Genomic DNA, 20,288 nt, shown 5'->3' with positions numbered 1-20,288 from the left:
GTAATTTGCCGCAGCTTTATTTATGAAAGGACATTTAATGAAGTTTTATGGTCAAAATTCAAAAAAGATTGGTTTAATGTCTTTAATTTCAATAGTTATAAGTTCAGCGCTGGGATCTGGTATCTTTACGATTAATACTAATCTAGCAAAAGTTGCTTCGGCTGGTGCAGTGTTAATCGGATGGTTATTTGTTGGTTTTGGAACATTAATGTTAGCATTATCTATAAATTATGCGGCTACAAAAATGCCTAAACTTGAAGGAATCTTTGCATACGCTCAGATTGGTTTTGGTGATTTTACAGGCTTCTTTTGTGGTTGGGGCTACTGGCTTTCTGCTTGTTTGGGTAATGTTGCATTTGCAGTTATTTTAATGAGTTCTTTTGGCTTTTTCTTTCCCGTTTATCATACAGGGCAAAATTTAATTTCAATAATAACTGCTAGCGTTATTTTATGGGGATTGGTAATTTTGGTTAATCATGGGGTCGAGAGTGCTACAATTTTAAATACAGTTATAACATTTTGCAAGTTGATTCCATTGATTTTTTTGATTTCATTCGGAATTATTAATTTTGAATTTCCTGTTTTTTTAAAAAATCTTTGGCAAATAGGTGATTTTTCTAATGGAAAAGCAAATCTTTTTTTAATCAGCAAGCAAGTTAAAAATTGCATGTTAACTATGGTTTGGGTCTTCGTAGGAATAGAAGGCGCAACAACTATGGCAAAACGTGCTCAAAGTAAAAAAAATACTGGGAAAGCAACTATAATAGGAATGATTTGCTTGTTAGTACTATATGTTTTAGCTTCAGTATTGCCATATGGGTATTTAACACGTTGGAACTTGTCAACTCTATCTCAACCATCAGCCGCTTATATTTTTAAATCAATGGTTGGCTGGTGGGGTGGTCCATTCATTAACTTTGGAATTATAATTTCAATATTAGGAGCATGGTTATCATGGACTATGCTACCAGCTGAAACGACAAGTTTAATGTCTGATAAGAAATTATTGCCTGAGATATTTGCTCGAAAAAACAAGTTTGGAGCACCAACTTTTTCTTTAATAACCGAAGGGATAATGTGTCAAATACTTTTGTTAGTAATTTATTTTGCCTCTGACGCATACAATTTAGCTTATTCTCTATGTACATCTTCTATAATTGTTTGTTATATTTTTGTGGGACTTTTTCAAATCAAAATTTCCTTAAGGATTAAAATCAGAAAGGAAAAAGTTGTCAATTTTTTTATAGGTTTAACGACGGTTTCTTTTGAAGTTACGGTTCTTTTTTTAGTAGGTCTGAAGTATTTATTTTTATGTTTCATTGCTTATTTGCCAGGATTATTTTTCTATATTTGGATGAAAAGAAAAAAGTTATCTGCATTTTCTAAATATGAAATTGCAGGTATTTCATTGTTGGTGATTGGTAGTATTTACGGAATATGGATTGTTTATAATTTATGATTTGAATCACTTAAAATTAAGGAGTTAAGAATGAGAAGCTTATTTAAAAACGGCAAAATCTTTTTGGGAGTTAATGAAAAACAATTTTGCTCAGCCATGGTTATTGAAAATGATTTAGTTCTTTGGACTGGTAACAATTCTGAGTGTTTTAACAAAAAAGTTGATCGGATAATTGATTTGAAAGGAGCGACAGTACTACCCGGATTAATTGATATACATACGCATCCTAAATATATTGCAGATGCTTTGCATGGTGTAGCTTGTACTCCTCCCAAGGTTAATAGTATTGCTGATATACAGCGAGAGTTGAGAAATTCCAAGGAATATGGGAAAGGACAAAACTGGATTGAAGGATGGGGATTTGATGAAACTAAATTGGCTGAACATCGTTCTCCAAATTTGATAGATTTGGACCAAGTCTCAGTTAAGCAACCGATATTTATATATCGTTCAGATTGCCACTCTTCTGTTGGAAATTCTAAAGCACTGGAACTGGCTGGTATAAATGCGAATACACCCAATCCTGAAGGTGGTGAAATTAAACATTTTGAAACTGGAGAGCTAACTGGATTTATGAAAGAAATAGCTGCAACTCAATTATTAATCAAAGCTAAATCTAGCCAAAGTTATTTTGATGATGTTAATAACATGGTAAACAGTAGTCAGCATTATTTGAAAAATGGAATTGTAGCGATTGGCGAGTTAATGGGGAGAAAGAAGCCATATGACACAGCAAAGCTTTATGAAGATGCAGTTAAGCGTGGCTTTGTTCCCAAGGTAGCAATTTATTATGTTTATGATGAGCTTATCAACAATGAACAGAATTTAACTAAGTTGATGAATTCAAAATTTGAAGACAAACGAATTATGATTCGTGGAATTAAAATCTTTATGGATGGTAGTATTTCAGGGCAAACAGCCTATACTAAACAACCATATTATGAGAATAATTGTGGATTATGTTTACTTGATGAAGCAGCATTAAAAAAACGAGTTACTTTTGCATGCAAACATCATCTCCAACTCGCAATTCATGCAATGGGGGATGCTGCAATTCAGTTAATTTTGGATGTTACAAAAAATTTATCCCCATGGTTGAAAGATCGTCCTTCAATACGAATAGAACATGCAACTTTGTTATCAAATGAAATGATTCAGCAGTTAAAATTGAGCAAAATGAATTACGCAGTTGTCACACAACCCATTTTTTTATTTGCAGAAAGTGATTCCTATTATAAATACTTAAATCAACAGCAGTTGTCATTAACTTATAGATTAAATTCATTAATAAAATCTGGAATTTTAACAGCATTAAGTTCGGATGCTCCATGTACACCATGGTTTGAACCAGATAGTCCATTTTATAATATCTATGCTGCAGTTACTAGGAAAACAGCAAAAAAGACTACCATTACGCTAACTGAAAAAATAACAGTTAACCAAGCAATTTTAGGTTACACTAAATGGGCTGCAGAAATTGGTGGATTACATGAAAATGGTGAGCTATCACAAGGTAAAAAAGCTGATTTTGTCATTTTAAGTGATGATGTTTTTGAAATACCAGAGGAAAGTTTAAAAAATGTTTATGTAACGGAAACATGGGTAAACGGAGAAAAGGTATACGGCAATTAATGATATTGTTTGAAAAAAGAGATTAACTTTATTTTTCGATAAAATTCATTTATACTAACAACTGTGCATTTATCAAATGAGTTATTAACTCGACTGGTTCGTGAACTTCCCAGGATAAAAAACCAAGTATCTCAGCCCAGAAAGGGTGTAAGGAGGTTGGAAAATGAATGCAAAAAAAGCCAAATATCAAGTTATTATTGATTGCGATCCTGGAATTGATGATTGTTTAGCATTATTGCTGGCATTAAAATCACCAGAGATTGAAATTTTAGGGATTACGACTGTCAGTGGTAACGTTCCCGCAGCTTTGGGGGCTCAAAATGCCTTAAAGCTGCTTAATTTTGCGCATAAATTAAATATTCCAGTTTATCGTGGCTCTGAGTTTCCGCTAAAACGTGATTACGTCAGTGCACAAGATACTCATGGAATGGATGGTTTAGGCGAGAGCGGCATTCCACAGGTAACATCTGTTTCACCACAGGCTATAGATGCAGTTAGTTTCATCAAGCAAACATTGACTGCTAACTCAAATGTGACGGTGATCGCGATCGGACCGCTGACCAATTTGGCAAAATCAATGAAACAAAATCCGACAGAGTGGAAACATTGTCGTGATTTGATTTCAATGGGTGGAACTTTTAAAAGTCCAGGCAATTGTTCACCAGTTGCGGAATATAATTACTGGTGCGATCCAGATGCTGCCGATTATGTGTTTCACCACAGTCTAGTGCCAATAAAAATGGTTGGCCTAGATGTGACACGTAAAATTGTCTTAACACCGAATATTTTGGAATATATTCGTCAAAAAGAGCCACGGACTGGTAATTTTATTACTGCAATTACGCGCTTTTATTTTGATTTTCATTGGCGGCAGGAAAAAGTTATCGGCTGTGTAATTAATGATCCATTAGCAGTAGCCTATTTGCTTGATTCGACACTTTGTCAAGGCTTTTCGGCATATACAACCGTTGAAACTAACGGCAAAGCAATTGGTCAAACAATCATTGACTCACAAAATTTCTGGCAGCGACCAGTTAATAGTTTTATTTTAACCAAAGTTGACACTCAAAGATTTATGCACATTTTTTTGCAACGGCTGATTGGAGCCGCAGACCCGGAATTAACTGAGGTTCTGCAACAAATTATGGTATAAAGGGAGTTTAACAATGGTAAAAAGACATCTTTCACTGCAAGCTATAACATTTATCGCCTTGGCGGCGGCTTTGAATATTGTCGGCAGTAATTTAGCATTACTGCTGCGGTTGCCAGTTTATTTGGATACGATCGGAACAATTCTAGCAGCGGCTTTGCTGGGACCGTTAGCAGGCTGCCTGGCTGGCGGTATCACCGGTTTGATTGTTGGTTTTACAACAGATTTAATGTCACTTTATTTCTTGCCAGTACAATTGATAATCGGTTTAGTTGCGGGATTGGTTTTTCGCAAGTGGCAGCCGGATCATTGGCAGTCGCTGTGGTTGACAGCTTTGCTGATTTCACTACCGGGATCAATTATTTCTTCAACGATTGCTTACTTCTTGTTCCATGGAGTTACTTCTTCAGGATCAAGCATCATTGTGCAGCTATTAGTTGGGGCAGGTGTCAATAAGGCAGCTGCTGTTTTAATTATTCAATTTATTACCGATTATTTTGATCGTTTAATCGGTGTCAGTGTCGTGGCTGCACTATATCGTGTTTTAAAAACACGGGTACGCCATTCACTATGGCAATGAAAAATAATATTTATTAATAGCAAACAAGTCTAGACAAATGTTAGTTTTGCTTAGACTTGTTTTTTTTATTTGGAAAACATGATATGTTTAGATTAAAGGATAATATTGAAATTAAATAAATGATTATGATTTTAAACGTAGTTAAATTAAAAAATGATAGGAGAAATCAGTATCATTATGCAAAAGGTTTTTATTGTTGAAGATGACCAAGCGATTATTCGCGCTTTACAGATCGGACTGAAAAAATGGAATTATCAGACACAAATCGTAACTGATTGGCAGCAAGTTGCAGCAGAAATTTTGTCAACTCAGCCGGATTTAGTAATTATGGATATTACGTTACCAATGTATGATGGCTTTTTTTGGACCGGAAAATTGCGAGAAAGTTCCCAAGTGCCAGTGATCTTCTTATCAGCAGCCGAATTAGATCCGAATGCAGTTCGGGCATTAGCAATGGGGGCTGATGATTATTTAACTAAGCCATTTTCAATTAATGTGCTGGTTTCAAAGATTCAGGCTATTTTTCGGCGCATGAAAATTAACCAAAATGATATAAACGATTTAATGTTTGAAGATTATCGCTTGAATATTTTGACAAATAATTTAAAAATAGGCCAAAAACAAGTTAAATTAACACCGACTGAGGGTGTAATTTTGAAATTACTATTTTTAAATGCTGGTCAAGTGGTTTCCAAAAAAACGATTATGAACGAGCTTTGGCAAGGCGGCAGTTTTATTGATGAAGGAGCTTTGAATGTTAATCTAAGTCGTTTACGGAAAAAATTAGCAGCAGTTGATTTGGAAAATCGACTGGTTACCGAAAGAAAACAAGGTTATCGATTGGTGGAAAAAAATGAAAAATAGGCATTTTCTATTGCGGGTAATATTAGAACAATTTTCATTGATAATTGCTTATGCTTTATTGCTGCTTTTGGGATGGTCATTGGTCAAATTGCATGAACCAACAAAGTGGCTGATTTTTGATTTATTGCGTTTTTCGTGGCCGCCGTTAGTATTTTGGCTTGGTTGGCGAGTGTATCGTGCTTATCGGTCGCAGCGATATTTGCAAGAAGCACAGCAAAATAAGCAATTGCCAGTCAAACGTCCGCCAACGGCCTTGGCTGCTAGTTATTTTCAGGCTTTGCGGCAAAATGAACAGCAACAAAGGCAATTACATCAACAACAACAATTACAAGCTGCTCAGCGCATGGACTATCTGCAATTATGGAGTCATGAAATCAAGCTGCCATTGACGGCTTTAAAATTAGCGGCTGAAAATACTACGCAAGTTAATAGTGAGGAAGTTGTGACCCAATTGGGATTGATACAAAATCAATTGGATTTGTTATTAAATTATGAACGGTTGGCTGATTTTCATCATGACTTAACGTTTGAAGAATTTTCATTACGAACTTTGCTGGAAGATTTGCTAAAAGAAAATGCAATTTTTTTCATTGATAAACAACTTAAACCCCAAATTAATATGAATAAGGAAATTAAAGTGGTATTAGACCGCAAATGGCTGCGATTTTGTTTGCAGCAGGTAATTTTTAATGCAATTAAATATTCTTCACCTAAGGGAAAACTGCTGATTAGTTGGCAAACAGATACTTTGCTGATTCAAGATTTTGGTTGCGGAATCAATAGTGCCGATTTACCGCGGGTTTTTGAACCGGGATTTACCGGTGAGAATGGTCGCAAGCAACAAGCTGCCACAGGAATGGGACTTTACCTGGTTAAACAAGTTACTGAAAAATTAGGGGTGAAATTTAAATTAGAATCAGTTGCAGGGCAGGGAACGAGTGCTTATTTTTTTTTCCGGCAACATTAATAAATAACAATTTGTAAGGTTATCATGCTGATTGTAACTAATAATCAACTTGATAACCTTTTATAATTTGTTTTAGAAAATCAAAAGGGGGAAATTTAAAATGACACTTTTAAAATTAGAACATGTACAACGCGTTTTCGCGGAAGGTAAATTTCAAGTCCAAGCTTTGCGGGATATTTCATTTGATGTTGCTGCTGGTGACTATGTTGCAATCATGGGGGAATCAGGTGCCGGCAAGACGACACTTCTGAATATTATTGCAACGCTTGATCAGCCAAGCAGTGGGAAAATTGAGCTTAATGGTCAGGATCTTAGTCAAATGGGGGAAAATCAGGCGGCACGTTTTCGCCGAGAACATTTAGGCTTTGTTTTTCAAAATTTTAATTTATTAGATACTTTTAACAATCGAGATAATATTTTTTTACCGCTGGTGTTAGCCAAAACGCCATATGAAAAGATGGAACAGCGCTTAAAACCAATCGCCAATCAGCTGCAAATTAGTGATTTGCTGGATCGTTTCCCTTATGAAATTTCTGGTGGGCAACGGCAGCGAATTGCTGTTGCTCGAGCGTTGATTACGCAGCCGGAATTGTTGTTAGCTGATGAGCCAACTGGGGCACTGGATTCTAAAAACACCAATATTCTGCTTGATTTATTTGATGTCGTTAATACGACTGGTCAAACGATTTTGATGGTAACGCATAGCGCACTAGCGGCCAGTTATTCTAAAAGAACGCTCTTTATTAAAGACGGTGTCATTTACCATGAACTCTATCGCGGAGAACAGTCACGGAGTGCTTATCTAGAAAAAATTTCGCTGAGTTTGACAGCTCTGGCTAGTAAGAAGGTGGGCAAATGATTCAATTTCGTTTGGCTAAAGCTGATATTAAGCATAATTGGCAGCAGGTTGGATTATTCATTTTGGCCAGTTCTTTAATGATTGCGATAAACTATATTTTTTTAAATTTGCTAGCTAATGATGATGTGTCTAAAAGTAATTATGGACAAGTAATTGTTGAATTATTAAAAATGGGCAAAAACTTCACTTTAATTGTTGCAGTGTTTTTCATGTTGTATGCGAACAGTTTCTTACTGCGGCAGCGGGATCATGAATTGGGTTTATATAATATGTTGGGAATGACAAAAAATAATTTACGCCAACTATTGCTGTTGGAAAAAGTGTTTTTATATATTGTCAGTTCGATAGTTGGTTTGATCTTAGGAAGTACATTCATTAAATTGGCTTTTATTATTTTGCAGAATTTATTGAATAACAAGCAGCTACAAGAACAATTTTCAGTTACGCAGTTAGGTCAATCGGCTATTATTTTTGGTGTTGTTTTTATAGCATTGTATATTTTTGACTGCTGGCGGTTGCGGAAATTAAAACCAGCTGCTTTATGGCAGCAAGCAGTTCAAGCTGAAAAAGAACCACAGGCAAAACGATTGCTGGGGATTGGCGGTTTATTGGTTTTAGGTTGCGGCTATTGGATCGCAGTTAAAACAAAACCAAACATGGCCGGAGCTTCTCACTTTATGTTGGCAGTCATTTTAGTAGTAATTGGAACTTATGCAGTATTTATGGCCGGCAGCATTTTGTTGTTGCAGTATTTGAAGCAAAAGCGCAGTTTTTATTATCAGCCGCGGAATTTTATCGGAATTTCCGGAATGCTTTATCGAATGAAACAAAATGCAGCTGGTCTGGCAACAATTTGTATTTTATGTACTACGATCTTGGTAACTTTGACTGCCAGCATCAGTTTAGTTGCCGGACAAAAACGGCTGATTTCGTTCTGGAATCCGTATGATTTAATGATTACAACTAAACAACCGCTTGATACCGCGACTGTTGATCAGCTTGCACAGAAAAATCAAGTGACATTGAAACAACAGCAGCAATTAAAAATTACCAGTCCGCTTTATGGTGTTTTTAATAAGAACGGTCACTTTAAAAATGGGATGACAGCTGATGCTTCAATATCATTATCAGTTTTAACACTGAAGGATTTTAATCGAATTCAACACCAAAAAATTAAACTTAAACCTAATCAAGTGTTGATTGATAATGCTACCGGTCAGCGTTTTGCGAAACTTAATATCAAAAATAAAAATTATCAGGTTAAGGGATATGTTAATTTAAAAGCCGGGAACTTGTATCATTCGATTTTTCAACCAGTTTTTCTAGTGACTGCTGATGCCAAAGCTGCACAGCAAATCGGAACTTCGCAGTGGCTTTATCAATCTGGTATTAATCTTAGTGGTTCAGCAAAACATCGTCGACAATTTGCGACCCAGTTGCAGCAGCAATTAAAATTAGATAATGGCAGCTTTTCTTATCGTAATGAAATACAGCAGCTTTTGCAGGGAGTTTTTGGCAGTTTATTATTTGTCGGGATTTTGATTAGCTTTGCATTGGCAATTGCAACGGCTTTGATAATTTATTATAAACAATCTGCTGAAGGATTAGCAGATCAGCAGCGTTTTAAGACTATGCAGCAGGTCGGGTTAAGTAAGGCTGAAAGTCGGCAAGCGATTTACAGTCAAGTTTTGCTGGTCTTTATGCTGCCGATCATTGGAGCAGTAATTAATACTGGATTTGCTTTGCCAGCTCTACGCAGTGTTTTAAAAATCTTTTCATTATATGATGGTGGATTGTTGCTGCGAGTTTGTGCAATGACGGTTGCAGCGTTGCTGATTGGCTACTTATTGGTTTATGGTTTAACGACCAAAGTTTATCAACAATTGGTTAATCGTGGCAATTAACTTTAGAAAATTAATTTTTAAGCTGCTAATTGTTAATTAAAAAAGGTGTTTGACAAAAAAGATGAAGATAATTATACTAGCCTTAATAAATAATAAAATTCTTAGAAAGAAAGATTAAATTGTCGTGATATAGCAGTTAAAAGAGCTGACTAAGCTGCAATTAAGTTGATTTTACTGGGAATTCATATTTATGACAGTTATTTAATTCATTTAAACTACTATAGGGGGAATTATTATGACAAAAGCAGTTGCTGCAGACATGGATTGGAACAATTTAGGATTTAAATACTGGGATTTGCCATATCGATATCAGGCGGTTTATAAAGATGGCAAATGGCAAAAGGGCGGTTTAGTTGAAGATTCTAATTTGACCCTTTCAGAAGCTGCTGAAGACTTTCATTATGGTCAGGAAGTTTTTGAGGGATTAAAAGCTTACCGTTGTAAAGATGGCAGTGTTAATCTTTTCCGACCAGAAATGAACGCTAAACGAATGCAGGATTCCGCTAAACGAATGTGCATGGCGACTTATCCAATTGAAGATTTTGTAGCGGCAGTAAAAGAAGTTGTTAAAGCTAATCAAGAATTTATCCCACCTTATGGTACTGGTGGTTCATTATATATCCGGCCTTTCATGATTGGTACTGAACCAATGGTAGGTGTAAAGCCGTCTAAAACATATGTCTTCCGAGTATTTGCAACTCCGGTTGGAGCATACATTAAGGGATTGACCCCAATGCCATATTTTGTTAGTGAATTTGATCGGGCTGCTTATGCCGGAACTGGTCAAGCAAAAACAGCTGGCAACTATGCTGGCAGTCTTTATCCGTCAATGAAGGCTAAAGGTGAAGGCTATGCTGATTGCCTTTATCTTGACCCACGGGAACATAAATATATTGATGAATTTGGTGGAGCTAACTTTTACGGTGTTACCAAAGACGGTCAATTTGTAACACCCAAGTCAGACTCAATTTTACCATCAGTAACTAAAAAATCATTGTTGGAGATTGCAGCTGATTTGGGAATGAATCCAACAGAAAAGCAGATCAAAATGTCCGATTTCGATCAATTTAATGAAGCCGGTGCGATGGGAACTGCAGCCGTTATTTCACCGGTTGGTTCATTGACTTATAAAGATCAGAAGTTTGTTCCATTTAGTGAAACGGAAACCGGTCCTTATACTAAGAAACTTTATGACGAATTGACTGGTATCCAGATGAGCGAACGACCAGATAAACGCGGTTGGGTACAAAAGGTAGAACTATAATAATCGGGGGGTGAGATAATGGCACGTAAGATTGGTGTAATCGGTTTAGGAAATGTTGGCGCAGCCGCAGCTCATTATATTGTAGCAAATGGGTTTGCTGATGAGCTGGTGTTGATTGATAAACGCGTAGAAAAAGTTCAAGCTGATGCGTTGGACTTTGAAGATGCTATGGCAAATTTAAAGAATCATACTAAGATTATCGTTAATGACTATGCAGCATTGAAAGATGCTGATGTTATCATTTCCGCAATTGGTAAAATTGAATTGGAAGATAATCAAAATGATGATCGGTTTGCCGAGTTACCTTTTACGCGTACAGCAGCTAAAGAAGTTGGTGCTAAAATTAAGGCGGCTGGTTTTAATGGTGTCATAGTTGTTATTACTAATCCGGTTGATGTCATTACCTCGATTTATCAAGAAGTTACAGGCTTACCAAAAAATCGAGTTTTGGGTACAGGAACATTGTTGGACTCATCAAGAATGAAGCGAGCAGTTGCGCGTGAATTGAAGATCGATCCACAATCAGTTTATGGCTATAATTTAGGTGAGCATGGCAATTCACAGTTTACTGCGTGGTCAACTGTACGGGTATTAGGTCACCCAATTACAGAGGTTGCTAAAAAAGCCGGTTTGGATTTGGCTAAATTAGATAAAGAAGCACGCGAAGGCGGTTTTAAAGTTTTTCGTGGGAAAAAATATACTAACTATGGTATTTCGACAGCAGCTGTTCGACTGGCATTAGCTGTTTTGAATGATTCGCGGACAGAATTAGCCGTCTCTAATTACCGTCCAGAATGGGAGACATATCTTTCCTATCCAGCGATCATTGGTCGTGATGGAGTTGTTGAACGGCTTGATTTTGATTTAACTGATGATGAAATAAAAAAATTAGGTAAGTCAGCTGAGTATATTAAAACTAAATTTGCTGAATCGAGATAATTTTTAATAACAGAGTTTTAAATTGCAGTTTGCCAATCGGCAGGCTGTATTTTTTTGTCTATTATTTGATTAGGCCACTTGTCCTATAAACGATTAGTGGTCTTTTTTGTATGCTGAAAATCTAATTAAAGTAATCTATAAACATCTAAAATTAAAAACATCAAAGTAGAGCTTAATCTTTAGGAACTTAGTCGGTTTCTGTAAATCAAATACTACCAACTGTATATAGGATATAGAAAGCGCTATCAATAGAATATAAAATTAAATACGTAAAGTTAAGTATGCAGTGTAAATAAACAATTTAAAAAAAAGGGGGGATAATCCTATGCAAGCTAAGAGTGAAGAGAATAAAAGTATTCCAATTGTGGCGAATAGTATGTCAGCTTTTGTGAATAATTTATCATACCTGCTAGGTAAGCAAAATAAAATTGATTTAGCTTTTAAATGGCATGTCTACACAGACGAGACGTATACCGATGATAGTTTGAAAATAGCACTTGAATTTCGCGATCTTTATAATAGATTAATTTTTGCAATTGCAATTTTAAATGATAGCAAGCTTGTTTATTCTGTTAAGGGATTAAGTAGTGATTCTACAGTCATTGGTGGAAAATTTGAACCGCATTGGGAAGATATTATTAGTTCGAAAACGGAAAATTATATCTGTCAGGTACATTTAATGATTGACTTCTCAAAGCGAAATAACGGCTTGGAGTTTGAGGTTTTTACAAGCGAAGGCAGAAAAATATTTGAGAGATGGCAATTGTCGGTCAATGGAACAAATTTAGCACAAATAGTTGCAGTTAATTACTCGCGAACAGAGGTGCCGATTAGTCACAATATATACGATATACATTTTAAGAAGGTTGATTATTCAATTAATGACAGTTTAGTTGGGAAAAGAATCTATGCTTTTGGAGATAGCATTATTTGTGGTCATTTATATTCAAAAAAGGGCTTTGTTGACTTTTTAGCCCAGCAGGAAGGAATGAAATTACGTAAATATGCGGTGAATGGCGGTAGTATTTTACCGGGGAAATTGAATATTTTGCAACAAATATTTGAGGCTCCAGATCAAGAACCTGATTTTATTATTTTTGATGGGGGGACAAATGATGCTTTCAAACGTAATGAGCAATATTTTGGCAGTATTTTAAAAGATTCCAAGGTAAACACATATGATTTGGAAAGTTACGCAGGAAATTTTGAAAAAATTATTCAAACAATGAAACAAAAATGGCCTAAAGCAAAAATTGTTTTTGTAGCGGTACCCAGACTATGTTCCAGAAATGGTGCAGTTCAAGAAAAATTACACCAGCTGCAAATAGCAGCTGGTAAAAAGTGGAACATTACGATAATTGATATGTTTGCTGATTCAAAATTAAACACAGTTGCTGATCAAATGAGGAAAAAGTACACCTTTGACAAGTTAGGTATTGATAATTTACCTGGCACGATGAAGACAACTATAAGCAATGATAAGACACCGTCAGGAACACATCCCAATTTTTTGGCGATTGAAAAGTACTATGTTCCGGAAGTATCTCGTGTTTTATACCAGTTAGTCGCAGATTCTTAATAAGAATGGAGGAAAACGAAATGCAGCTTTTGAGACATGAAAATAGCATTACTATGAAGAATAAAAAAATTGAATTGACAATGGGAAATGATGGTAAAGCTAAAAGATTATTATATCGGGGATGTTCACTGATTGATGATTTAAATGGAAATGTGATTGATGCTGATCGACATCATTCATTTTACTTAGACTATCATCAAGACTTGAAACAGTATTCACCCAGTTTTAATGAAGTGAAAGTGTTAGAAGACACTGAAGCTATCAAACATATTGTCTTTATCGATGATAAAAGCGAATTAGGGTTAGAGTATCATTTGCTCATGAATTCCGAGGATAGCCGTCTTTACTCATATGTTATTGCTAAAAATAACACTGATAGGAAATTTGCAATTAATGAGTTGCGAACAGTTTATCGACTAAACAAAACGCTTTTTCCCAAAAGTTATACAGCGTCACGAACAGGATTTCAGCCGACGAGCAATTATACAAATCAATTTACTAAATTACAAGATGAAACATATCTAGTTAAAGATGGTGAACTTTATTCTACCAGTAAAATCTATTCTAAATATGATTATGCCGATTATTTTGCTGATAATGCTTTTTGGGGTTTTTTTGGAGAAAAATATGGTTTTTGGTTTGTTCCAGTTAGTACAGATTATTATCCATCAGGTCCCTTAAAACAAGAATTAATGGTGCATTATGACGGTATTTTATTGAATTATATGCAGGGAGCCCACTTTGGAACGGGAGATTTTATGCTTGAACCAGGCTGGCAAAAGATGTACGGCCCTTGGTGCATATATATAAATGACACGCCAGACAAAATAGCTGATGCAGCCCAGACAGCTCAGGCTGAGCAACAAAAGTGGCCGTATAAATGGGTAAATGAAAAACTATATCCTAAAAAACGTGGTCGAGTTGCTGGTCAGCTAAAAATTTCTTCACGGGAGCAGATAAGGTTAAAAATCGTTTTAAGTCAGGGAGCGGGTTCTTTTGAAAAAGCAAGCAGTGGCTACATTTATTATGGTGAAACTGATGAACAAGGAAACTTTGAATTGGAAAATGTTCGCTTAGGTTCTTACAAAATGGAAGCGTATACAACTGAAGGGCATATTACAGATGTGTTCCAAAAACAAATTGAAGTTTCAAAAGAAAACACTAACCTAGGCCAATTAGTGTGGCAAGTACCCAATGAAAAAATTATTTGGCAACTTGGTACAGCCAGCCATACAACCTATCCGTTCAAATTTCATGATCAGTTAAGAAATACGATTTGGCGTTCTTTAGTGCCAGCTAATCTGACATTTGAAGTGGGGGTTAGTCAAGAAAAGGAGGATTGGTATTGTCTGCAAACTGACAAAGGCAGGTGGAATATTAATTTTAGATATTTTCCTAATTTTGAAAAGAAATTGATTTTAAAAATTGCTTTGGCTGGAGCAAGCAAAAAGGCAGCCCAAAATGAAAATGACCGCGGAAGGGGTGATCCATGGTTGGAAGTGAGTTTGAATGGAGTTCCTATTGGACGAAAACAATTTTTAGATGATGGATCTATTTATCGTAATGCTTTAAAAAATGGCAACTATCATGTTTGGGAAATCAAACTAAACAGTAAGTTGCTGGTGGCGGATGAAAATGTACTCTCAATGAGAGTGGTAAATGGATCGATTATGTATGACACGATTTTATTAACTACGAGAGGTAGTGAGGAGAATGAGTGATTTAAAGCTGAGTGTCAATGATGGACGAGTCAGAATGTCTAATGCAAATATTCAACTTGTTTTAAATGCAGAAGGAAAAGCAGATTCATTAATATTTCATGGACAAGAATTATTGGAGAATTTAAAGGGTGAAAAAGCTGATCCTGATGCGCAGCATACTTTTTACTGTGATTATCATGTTAAAGGTAAAACCGTTAATATCAAACCTAATAAATTAGTAGTTATAGAAGACAGTACCGACAGAATACATGTTGCTTATATTGACGATGTTAGTCAGTTGGGAGTTGCATATCACTTTATTTTACCGGCCAAAGATGACGCTATTTATTCATATGTCAAAGCTTGGAATAATACACAATCAATGATAAAAGTTGATGAATTTCGGACAGTGTATCGCTTAAATCATGATTTATTTTATTTAGGAAAAAATCATGAACGGATCGGGTACCAACCAACTTCAGCACATATGATTTCAGGCAGCCGAATTCAAGATGAAACTTATGAGCTTGATGATGGCAGCTTATATTCAAACAGTAAGATCTATTCCAAATATGATTACGCAGGTTATTTTAAAGAAAATGATTTTTGGGGGCAATTTGGTCACGAATATGGATTTTGGTTTATTCCGGCAAATCGTTCTTATTATGATGGTGGGCCATTAAATCAGGATTTGTTATTGCACTACGATGGTTTAATTCTAAATTATATGGCAAGTTCTCATTTGGGAAAAGATCAATTCAAAATACCAGTAGGCTGGTCTAAAGTTTATGGTCCGTGGTGCCTTTATCTAAATGAAGGAAAAAATAAAATTAAAGATGCTCAAATTCGTGCAAAAAAAGAACAAGCAAACTGGCCTTATCAATGGGTGAATGAAACAGGATATTTTAACGAAGCAGTAACGATTAAAGGAAAAATAAAGATTAATCAGCAGCTTCCTAAAGACCAGCTGCAGCTGGTTCTCAGTCAAGCATGTTCAAATAATGATTTTCTGAAAGTTCAGGATGGATATTCATTTGATGCGGTAACTAATAAACAGGGAGATTTTGTGTTAGAAAAAGTTCGTCCAGGTAATTATGTTGTCTATGTGTATTCCATCGGTGGGAAGATTGTTGGAACTTATAAACTGGCGGATAAACAAGTTACCGGTGAGTCGATTCAAGATTGGGGTACATTGAATTGGCGCATTAAAGAGACAAAGACAATTTGGCAGATTGGTGAAAGTACACATACAACTGCGGGATTTAAGTTCAGCGATCAATTAAGAAATTATATTTGGCAAGATAGTGTTCCAGCTAATTACGATTTTGAAATTGGGGCGGCTGATAACGATTGGTATTATCTGCAAAATGATCATGGAGTTTGGAAAATAACTTTCTCAGGTCAATTTAGTGAAAAATCTAGCAAAGATTATGAACTGATACTTGCTTTTGCTGGGGAAACCCAAAAAGATATGCAAGATAAAAAAGGAATAACAGTTAGAGTAGCTGTTAATGATCGCGAGGCACAAGTAAAGAGTTTTGTTAATGATAAAGCAGCCTATAGATCAGCACTGCGAAGCGGTTCTTATGGGCTAATGAAGGTAAAAATAGCAAGAGATAGTCTGAAGCCCAATAGTGAAAATACAATAAGAATTTCAACTAATGGTTATCTACTCTATGATACTTTACTGCTGACAGAGGCTGATTGATTAGGAAGGAAAAAATAAAATGGATAATAAAATTTCTTCGGTAATAAATAAAAAAGTACCATTAAAAACTAAAATTGGATTTGGAGCATATCAAGTTTCTATGATTACGGATCTAATGATTACCGGCTGGCAGATGTATTATTTTACGACTTTTATAGGAATGACTATTTTAAATGTTACGTTGTTAACGACGATTGGTAAAGTTGCTGGTGCAGTATTAACGCCGATATATGGATATATTTCTGATCATTTGTATCAAACAAAATTTGGTAAGCGATTTGGCAGAAGAAAAGCAGTAATGTTGATTGGAATTCCATTGAAATTAATCTTCTTTATGCTGATGTGGATTCCAGGTCTGCCAATTGGAACATATTTTGTATTGTTCTTGATACCACAATTGATGACCCCAATGTTGACCACAGTTCAATTAACATTTTTATCAGAAATGACCGAAAATTCACAAGAACGGGCACAATTAGCTGGTTCCAATCAAGTTGGTGGTGCAATTGCAGGAGTCTTTTTTGCAGTTTTTACCACTTTCCTATTCAAAGCTTTGGGCCAAAACACAGCGCGGACATTTGTGATTGCAGCACTGATTTATGATGTAATTGCCTTTATCTGTTTAGTGATTTTTTATCGATCAGTTTATGAACGACCGATTGATGAATCAACCATCTTGAAAGAAAAAACTGAAAAACCGTCTATTGGCAAAGATTTAGTAAGTATTTTTTGGAATTTTCTGTCGGCAATGCGTCTGAGATCATTTGTTTTATACCTTGGCATGTACGTATGTGAACAGATGTTTAGATCATTGCGTGGAACGATCAATACGTATTTTATTATTTTTGTACTTTTATTAAGTCCGGCAACGGTAACGACTTCGACTGGATTAGGTTTTGTTTTTGGTTTGATGTTCCTAAGTTTTTATATCTGGTATACAGCTAAAACCAATGGTCCGAAATCTTATCGGTTGGGTGCTTACTCATCGATTGTTGTATTTGCTATCGTCTTCATTCTAGCGATTACACGCCCGCCGCATTTGGCAATGTGGTTTACCATTATGATCATCGCTATGAACTTTGGTATTACCGGGGTAGTTAATTCGACGCAATTCATTTTCACCTTTATCCCTGATGTTGATGAAATGGTAACCGCTAAACGGCGGGAAGGTCAATACTCTGGAGTGCAAAACACACTGGATACGATTTTTACTGCACTTGAAACAATTATCATTGGGGCCGTTTTAACGGCGACAGGTTTTGTAGAAAAATCATCATCACAAAATCCGGAAACAGTAAAATGGTTGTTGATTTTATATACATGTGTTCCAATCGTACTTTGCATATTTGGGATTATTATTTCTCATTTCTTCAAGTTAACAGTTCAAAATCATAAGATATTGATGACGGAAGTTGAACGTTTAAGAGCTGGCGGCAGTATGAAAGACGTTACGCCGGAAGCTCGTCAGGTTGTAGAAGAATTAACAGGATTTAAATATGAAGATTGTTGGGGAAATAACAATATGGTAGATATTGCCAATAGAAAAGGTAAAGATAAGTAAAATCTATTTAAGCAAAAATTTGTTAAAGCAGTAAATTACGTACCAATATAAGGAGATTTGAGATAGATGACTAATTTTAATTTTGAGGAAAAACCATACGCTGATTTATTCTTTACTAGGTCTTATTCTAAAAAATCAGCTGGTTGGGTAAAAGGGGTGTATCAACCACGTACACCTACAATAAGAAAAAGAAGCCAGCCAGATAGCCTAGTTAAGTTCACATTTTCAGGATTTGAAGAAGAGTCTGGAGCTTTAAATGGTGATGAATTGACAGTCGGAAAATTTAGATATTTACAAGGAGATTTTTTACAAGTCTCGACTCAAGCTGTTAATTATTCGTTAAAAGTTACTTTATATAATCCAAGCAAACAAAAAATTAAGCTGACATTGGTAATAAACGATTTGGATGAATGCACTTTTACTATGCAGGGGCATGAAACAAAACAGCTAGTTCAAGATGTTTATTTGTCACAACACAAAATGACATTAACATTTATTAATGCAGCTGATATTGAAGCGGGTGGATCAATAGAGCTTTTAGCAATGGATCTTTTTAAAAATGAATTGGCTGAAGCAACAGTGCCGCATATTTATATTGCATCTGACTCTACCGCCCAAACGTATGGTGAAAAGCAATTTCCACAGGCTGGCTGGGGTGAGCTACTGTACTATTATCTTTTTCCGCACCGTGATGCAGTTATAACGCCAGATAAAAACAGTTCTTATGAGTATTCAAGAGTTTACAGCTCTGGTGATTTGGTTATTAATAATAAGTCAATTGGCGGTCGCAGTTCAAAATCGTTTATTCTTGAAAATAAACTCAGGCAGATTAATAAGACTTTGCGACCTAAAGATTATTTGTTAATTCAATGGGGAGATAACGATGCAACTTCGATACGACCGTTACGTTATGTTGCTGCTGAAAAATTCATTGCCTATATTAAGCAATATGTTGAGAGTGCCTTGGACAGAGGAGCTATTCCAGTCTTAATTACTCCACCACAGCGGTATAGTTTTAAAACAGAAACGGAAGCAGCAATTAGTTTTGATGCGTACAGACAAAAACTTCTGCAGTATGCAAAAGAAAATCATTTGCGTTGCATTGATTTGGGCTTGAAAAGTAATCAGTTACTAAATAAATTGGGAAGATTTAACGGGCGCTCTTTGTACATGAAACTTCCATATGGTCAATACGAGAATTATGCTGAAGGGATTGATGATGCAACACATTTTAGAAAAAATGGAGCCTTACACTTAGCTGAAATTGTGGCTAAAGATTTGCATGAATTATGTCCTGAACTTCCATATTATGCTAAACCGATTTTTAAACAATTACAACAGCCAGAGCAGTTGTTGGCAACAGTAGTTGATAAAGATATTGCTGATGGAAAATATGTGCGGCTGTCATGGCAATTAGTACCTGGGGCAGACTACTACGTAATTACCAAAAAAGATCAGGACAATAAGATCATTAGCCAAGTATTAAGTACTAAAAATATTTATTTGGATTTTCCACAAAACAATCAATATCATAAATTAGTTATTTATGAAGTGGCTGCACACAATGATATCACGACTTCGGAAAGTAATACAGTTTCGTTATATTATCCATTCAAATGGAAGAATGATAAACAAAATAGTATTTTGGGTTTGAATATTTACGAGGTAGACAAAACTACTATTAGTGACAAAATCAGTTTTAATATTCGATTCACAGAAAATCCGGCAGTTCAAAAATATAAAGTGATTTTAATTGATTCAGCAATTGGTCAACAGTTGGTTATTGATGAAATTCCCCAAAAAGAGGTTGCGGAACTGCATAGTTATTCCATCAATAAAGAGAAGGCATGGGATGTTTTAATAACTGGTCAAGATTGCAAAGGAAATACGTATTATAGTTCAAAACAACAAATAAAATAATTGAGGAGCAGAATAAATGAAACAATCAATTGAAGAAATTAAAGCCAATGAAGCAGCGTTAGATAAGTTTAAAATGGATTTTTTTAGCCTGAAAGGCAAAGTTGCGGTCATTACCGGCGGCAACACCGGCTTAGGGCAAGGTTATGCAGTTGCACTGGCTGAAGCGGGTGCGGATATTTTTATTCCGACTTTTGGTAAAGCT

General features: G+C 35.6%; 15 protein-coding genes, 1 pseudogene and 1 riboswitch. All 16 genes and pseudogenes read left to right on the top strand.

The genetic code is table 11. The annotated features are described in order from the left end of the window. Positions 1-22 precede the first annotated feature (22 nt). Positions 23-1,459 (top strand): basic amino acid/polyamine antiporter, encoded by a 1,437-nt coding sequence (locus tag FC89_RS03490; RefSeq protein ID WP_235804371.1) that lies wholly within the window; start codon positions 23-25, stop codon positions 1,457-1,459. 30 nt (positions 1,460-1,489) lie between these two features. Then, positions 1,490-3,091 (top strand): amidohydrolase, encoded by a 1,602-nt coding sequence (locus FC89_RS03485; RefSeq protein WP_057871161.1) that lies wholly within the window; start codon positions 1,490-1,492, stop codon positions 3,089-3,091. Between the two features lie 87 nt (positions 3,092-3,178). Then, positions 3,179-3,223: riboswitch (PreQ1 riboswitch) on the top strand. 31 nt (positions 3,224-3,254) lie between these two features. Continuing rightward, a complete protein-coding gene (locus FC89_RS03480; RefSeq protein WP_057871160.1) occupies positions 3,255-4,244 on the top strand; it encodes a nucleoside hydrolase in 990 nt (329 codons plus the stop codon). A 13-nt stretch (positions 4,245-4,257) separates the two neighbouring features. Further along, entirely contained in the window at positions 4,258-4,821 is a 564-nt protein-coding gene (locus FC89_RS03475) for an ECF transporter S component (protein WP_057871159.1), read from the top strand. Positions 4,822-4,998: 177 nt separating this feature from the next. Beyond that, entirely contained in the window at positions 4,999-5,685 is a 687-nt protein-coding gene (locus FC89_RS03470; protein WP_057871158.1) for a response regulator transcription factor, read from the top strand. Further along, complete coding sequence (locus tag FC89_RS03465) at positions 5,675-6,652, top strand: sensor histidine kinase (protein ID WP_057871157.1); 978 nt, start codon at positions 5,675-5,677, stop codon at positions 6,650-6,652. Before FC89_RS03470 ends, FC89_RS03465 begins: the two co-directional genes overlap by 11 nt. 100 nt (positions 6,653-6,752) lie before the next feature. Next, positions 6,753-7,511 (top strand): ABC transporter ATP-binding protein, encoded by a 759-nt coding sequence (locus FC89_RS03460; protein ID WP_057871156.1) that lies wholly within the window; start codon positions 6,753-6,755, stop codon positions 7,509-7,511. Continuing rightward, positions 7,508-9,415, top strand: a complete 1,908-nt coding sequence (locus FC89_RS03455; RefSeq protein ID WP_057871155.1) for an FtsX-like permease family protein — start codon at positions 7,508-7,510, stop codon at positions 9,413-9,415. Before FC89_RS03460 ends, FC89_RS03455 begins: the two co-directional genes overlap by 4 nt. 235 nt (positions 9,416-9,650) lie before the next feature. After that, on the top strand, positions 9,651-10,679 hold the full coding sequence (locus FC89_RS03450; RefSeq protein ID WP_057871154.1) for a branched-chain amino acid aminotransferase: 1,029 nt from the start codon (positions 9,651-9,653) through the stop codon (positions 10,677-10,679). Between the two features lie 18 nt (positions 10,680-10,697). Next, positions 10,698-11,618, top strand: coding sequence for an L-lactate dehydrogenase (locus tag FC89_RS03445; protein ID WP_057871153.1), 921 nt, complete (start codon positions 10,698-10,700; stop codon positions 11,616-11,618). Between the two features lie 325 nt (positions 11,619-11,943). Then, positions 11,944-13,197, top strand: coding sequence for an SGNH/GDSL hydrolase family protein (locus FC89_RS03440; RefSeq protein ID WP_057871152.1), 1,254 nt, complete (start codon positions 11,944-11,946; stop codon positions 13,195-13,197). A 20-nt stretch (positions 13,198-13,217) separates the two neighbouring features. Then, positions 13,218-14,918 carry a polysaccharide lyase family protein gene (locus FC89_RS03435; RefSeq protein ID WP_057871151.1) on the top strand — a complete coding sequence of 567 codons (1,701 nt, stop codon included), beginning with the start codon at positions 13,218-13,220 and terminating at the stop codon, positions 14,916-14,918. Beyond that, a complete protein-coding gene (locus FC89_RS03430) occupies positions 14,911-16,605 on the top strand; it encodes a polysaccharide lyase family protein (RefSeq protein ID WP_057871150.1) in 1,695 nt (564 codons plus the stop codon). The genes FC89_RS03435 and FC89_RS03430 overlap by 8 nt, the downstream gene beginning before the upstream one ends. A 19-nt stretch (positions 16,606-16,624) precedes the next feature. Continuing rightward, positions 16,625-18,166, top strand: coding sequence for an MFS transporter (locus FC89_RS03425; protein WP_057871149.1), 1,542 nt, complete (start codon positions 16,625-16,627; stop codon positions 18,164-18,166). A gap of 66 nt (positions 18,167-18,232) precedes the next feature. Next, positions 18,233-20,086 carry an SGNH/GDSL hydrolase family protein gene (locus tag FC89_RS03420; protein WP_057871148.1) on the top strand — a complete coding sequence of 618 codons (1,854 nt, stop codon included), beginning with the start codon at positions 18,233-18,235 and terminating at the stop codon, positions 20,084-20,086. Between the two features lie 16 nt (positions 20,087-20,102). Further along, positions 20,103-20,288 (top strand): annotated as a pseudogene (locus tag FC89_RS12680) (2-deoxy-D-gluconate 3-dehydrogenase); the annotation flags it as partial.

Source organism: Liquorilactobacillus ghanensis DSM 18630 (assembly GCF_001435235.1).
In the GTDB taxonomy this organism is placed as follows: Bacteria; Bacillota; Bacilli; order Lactobacillales; family Lactobacillaceae; genus Liquorilactobacillus; species Liquorilactobacillus ghanensis.
This window is presented reverse-complemented; position numbering and strand designations above follow the sequence as displayed.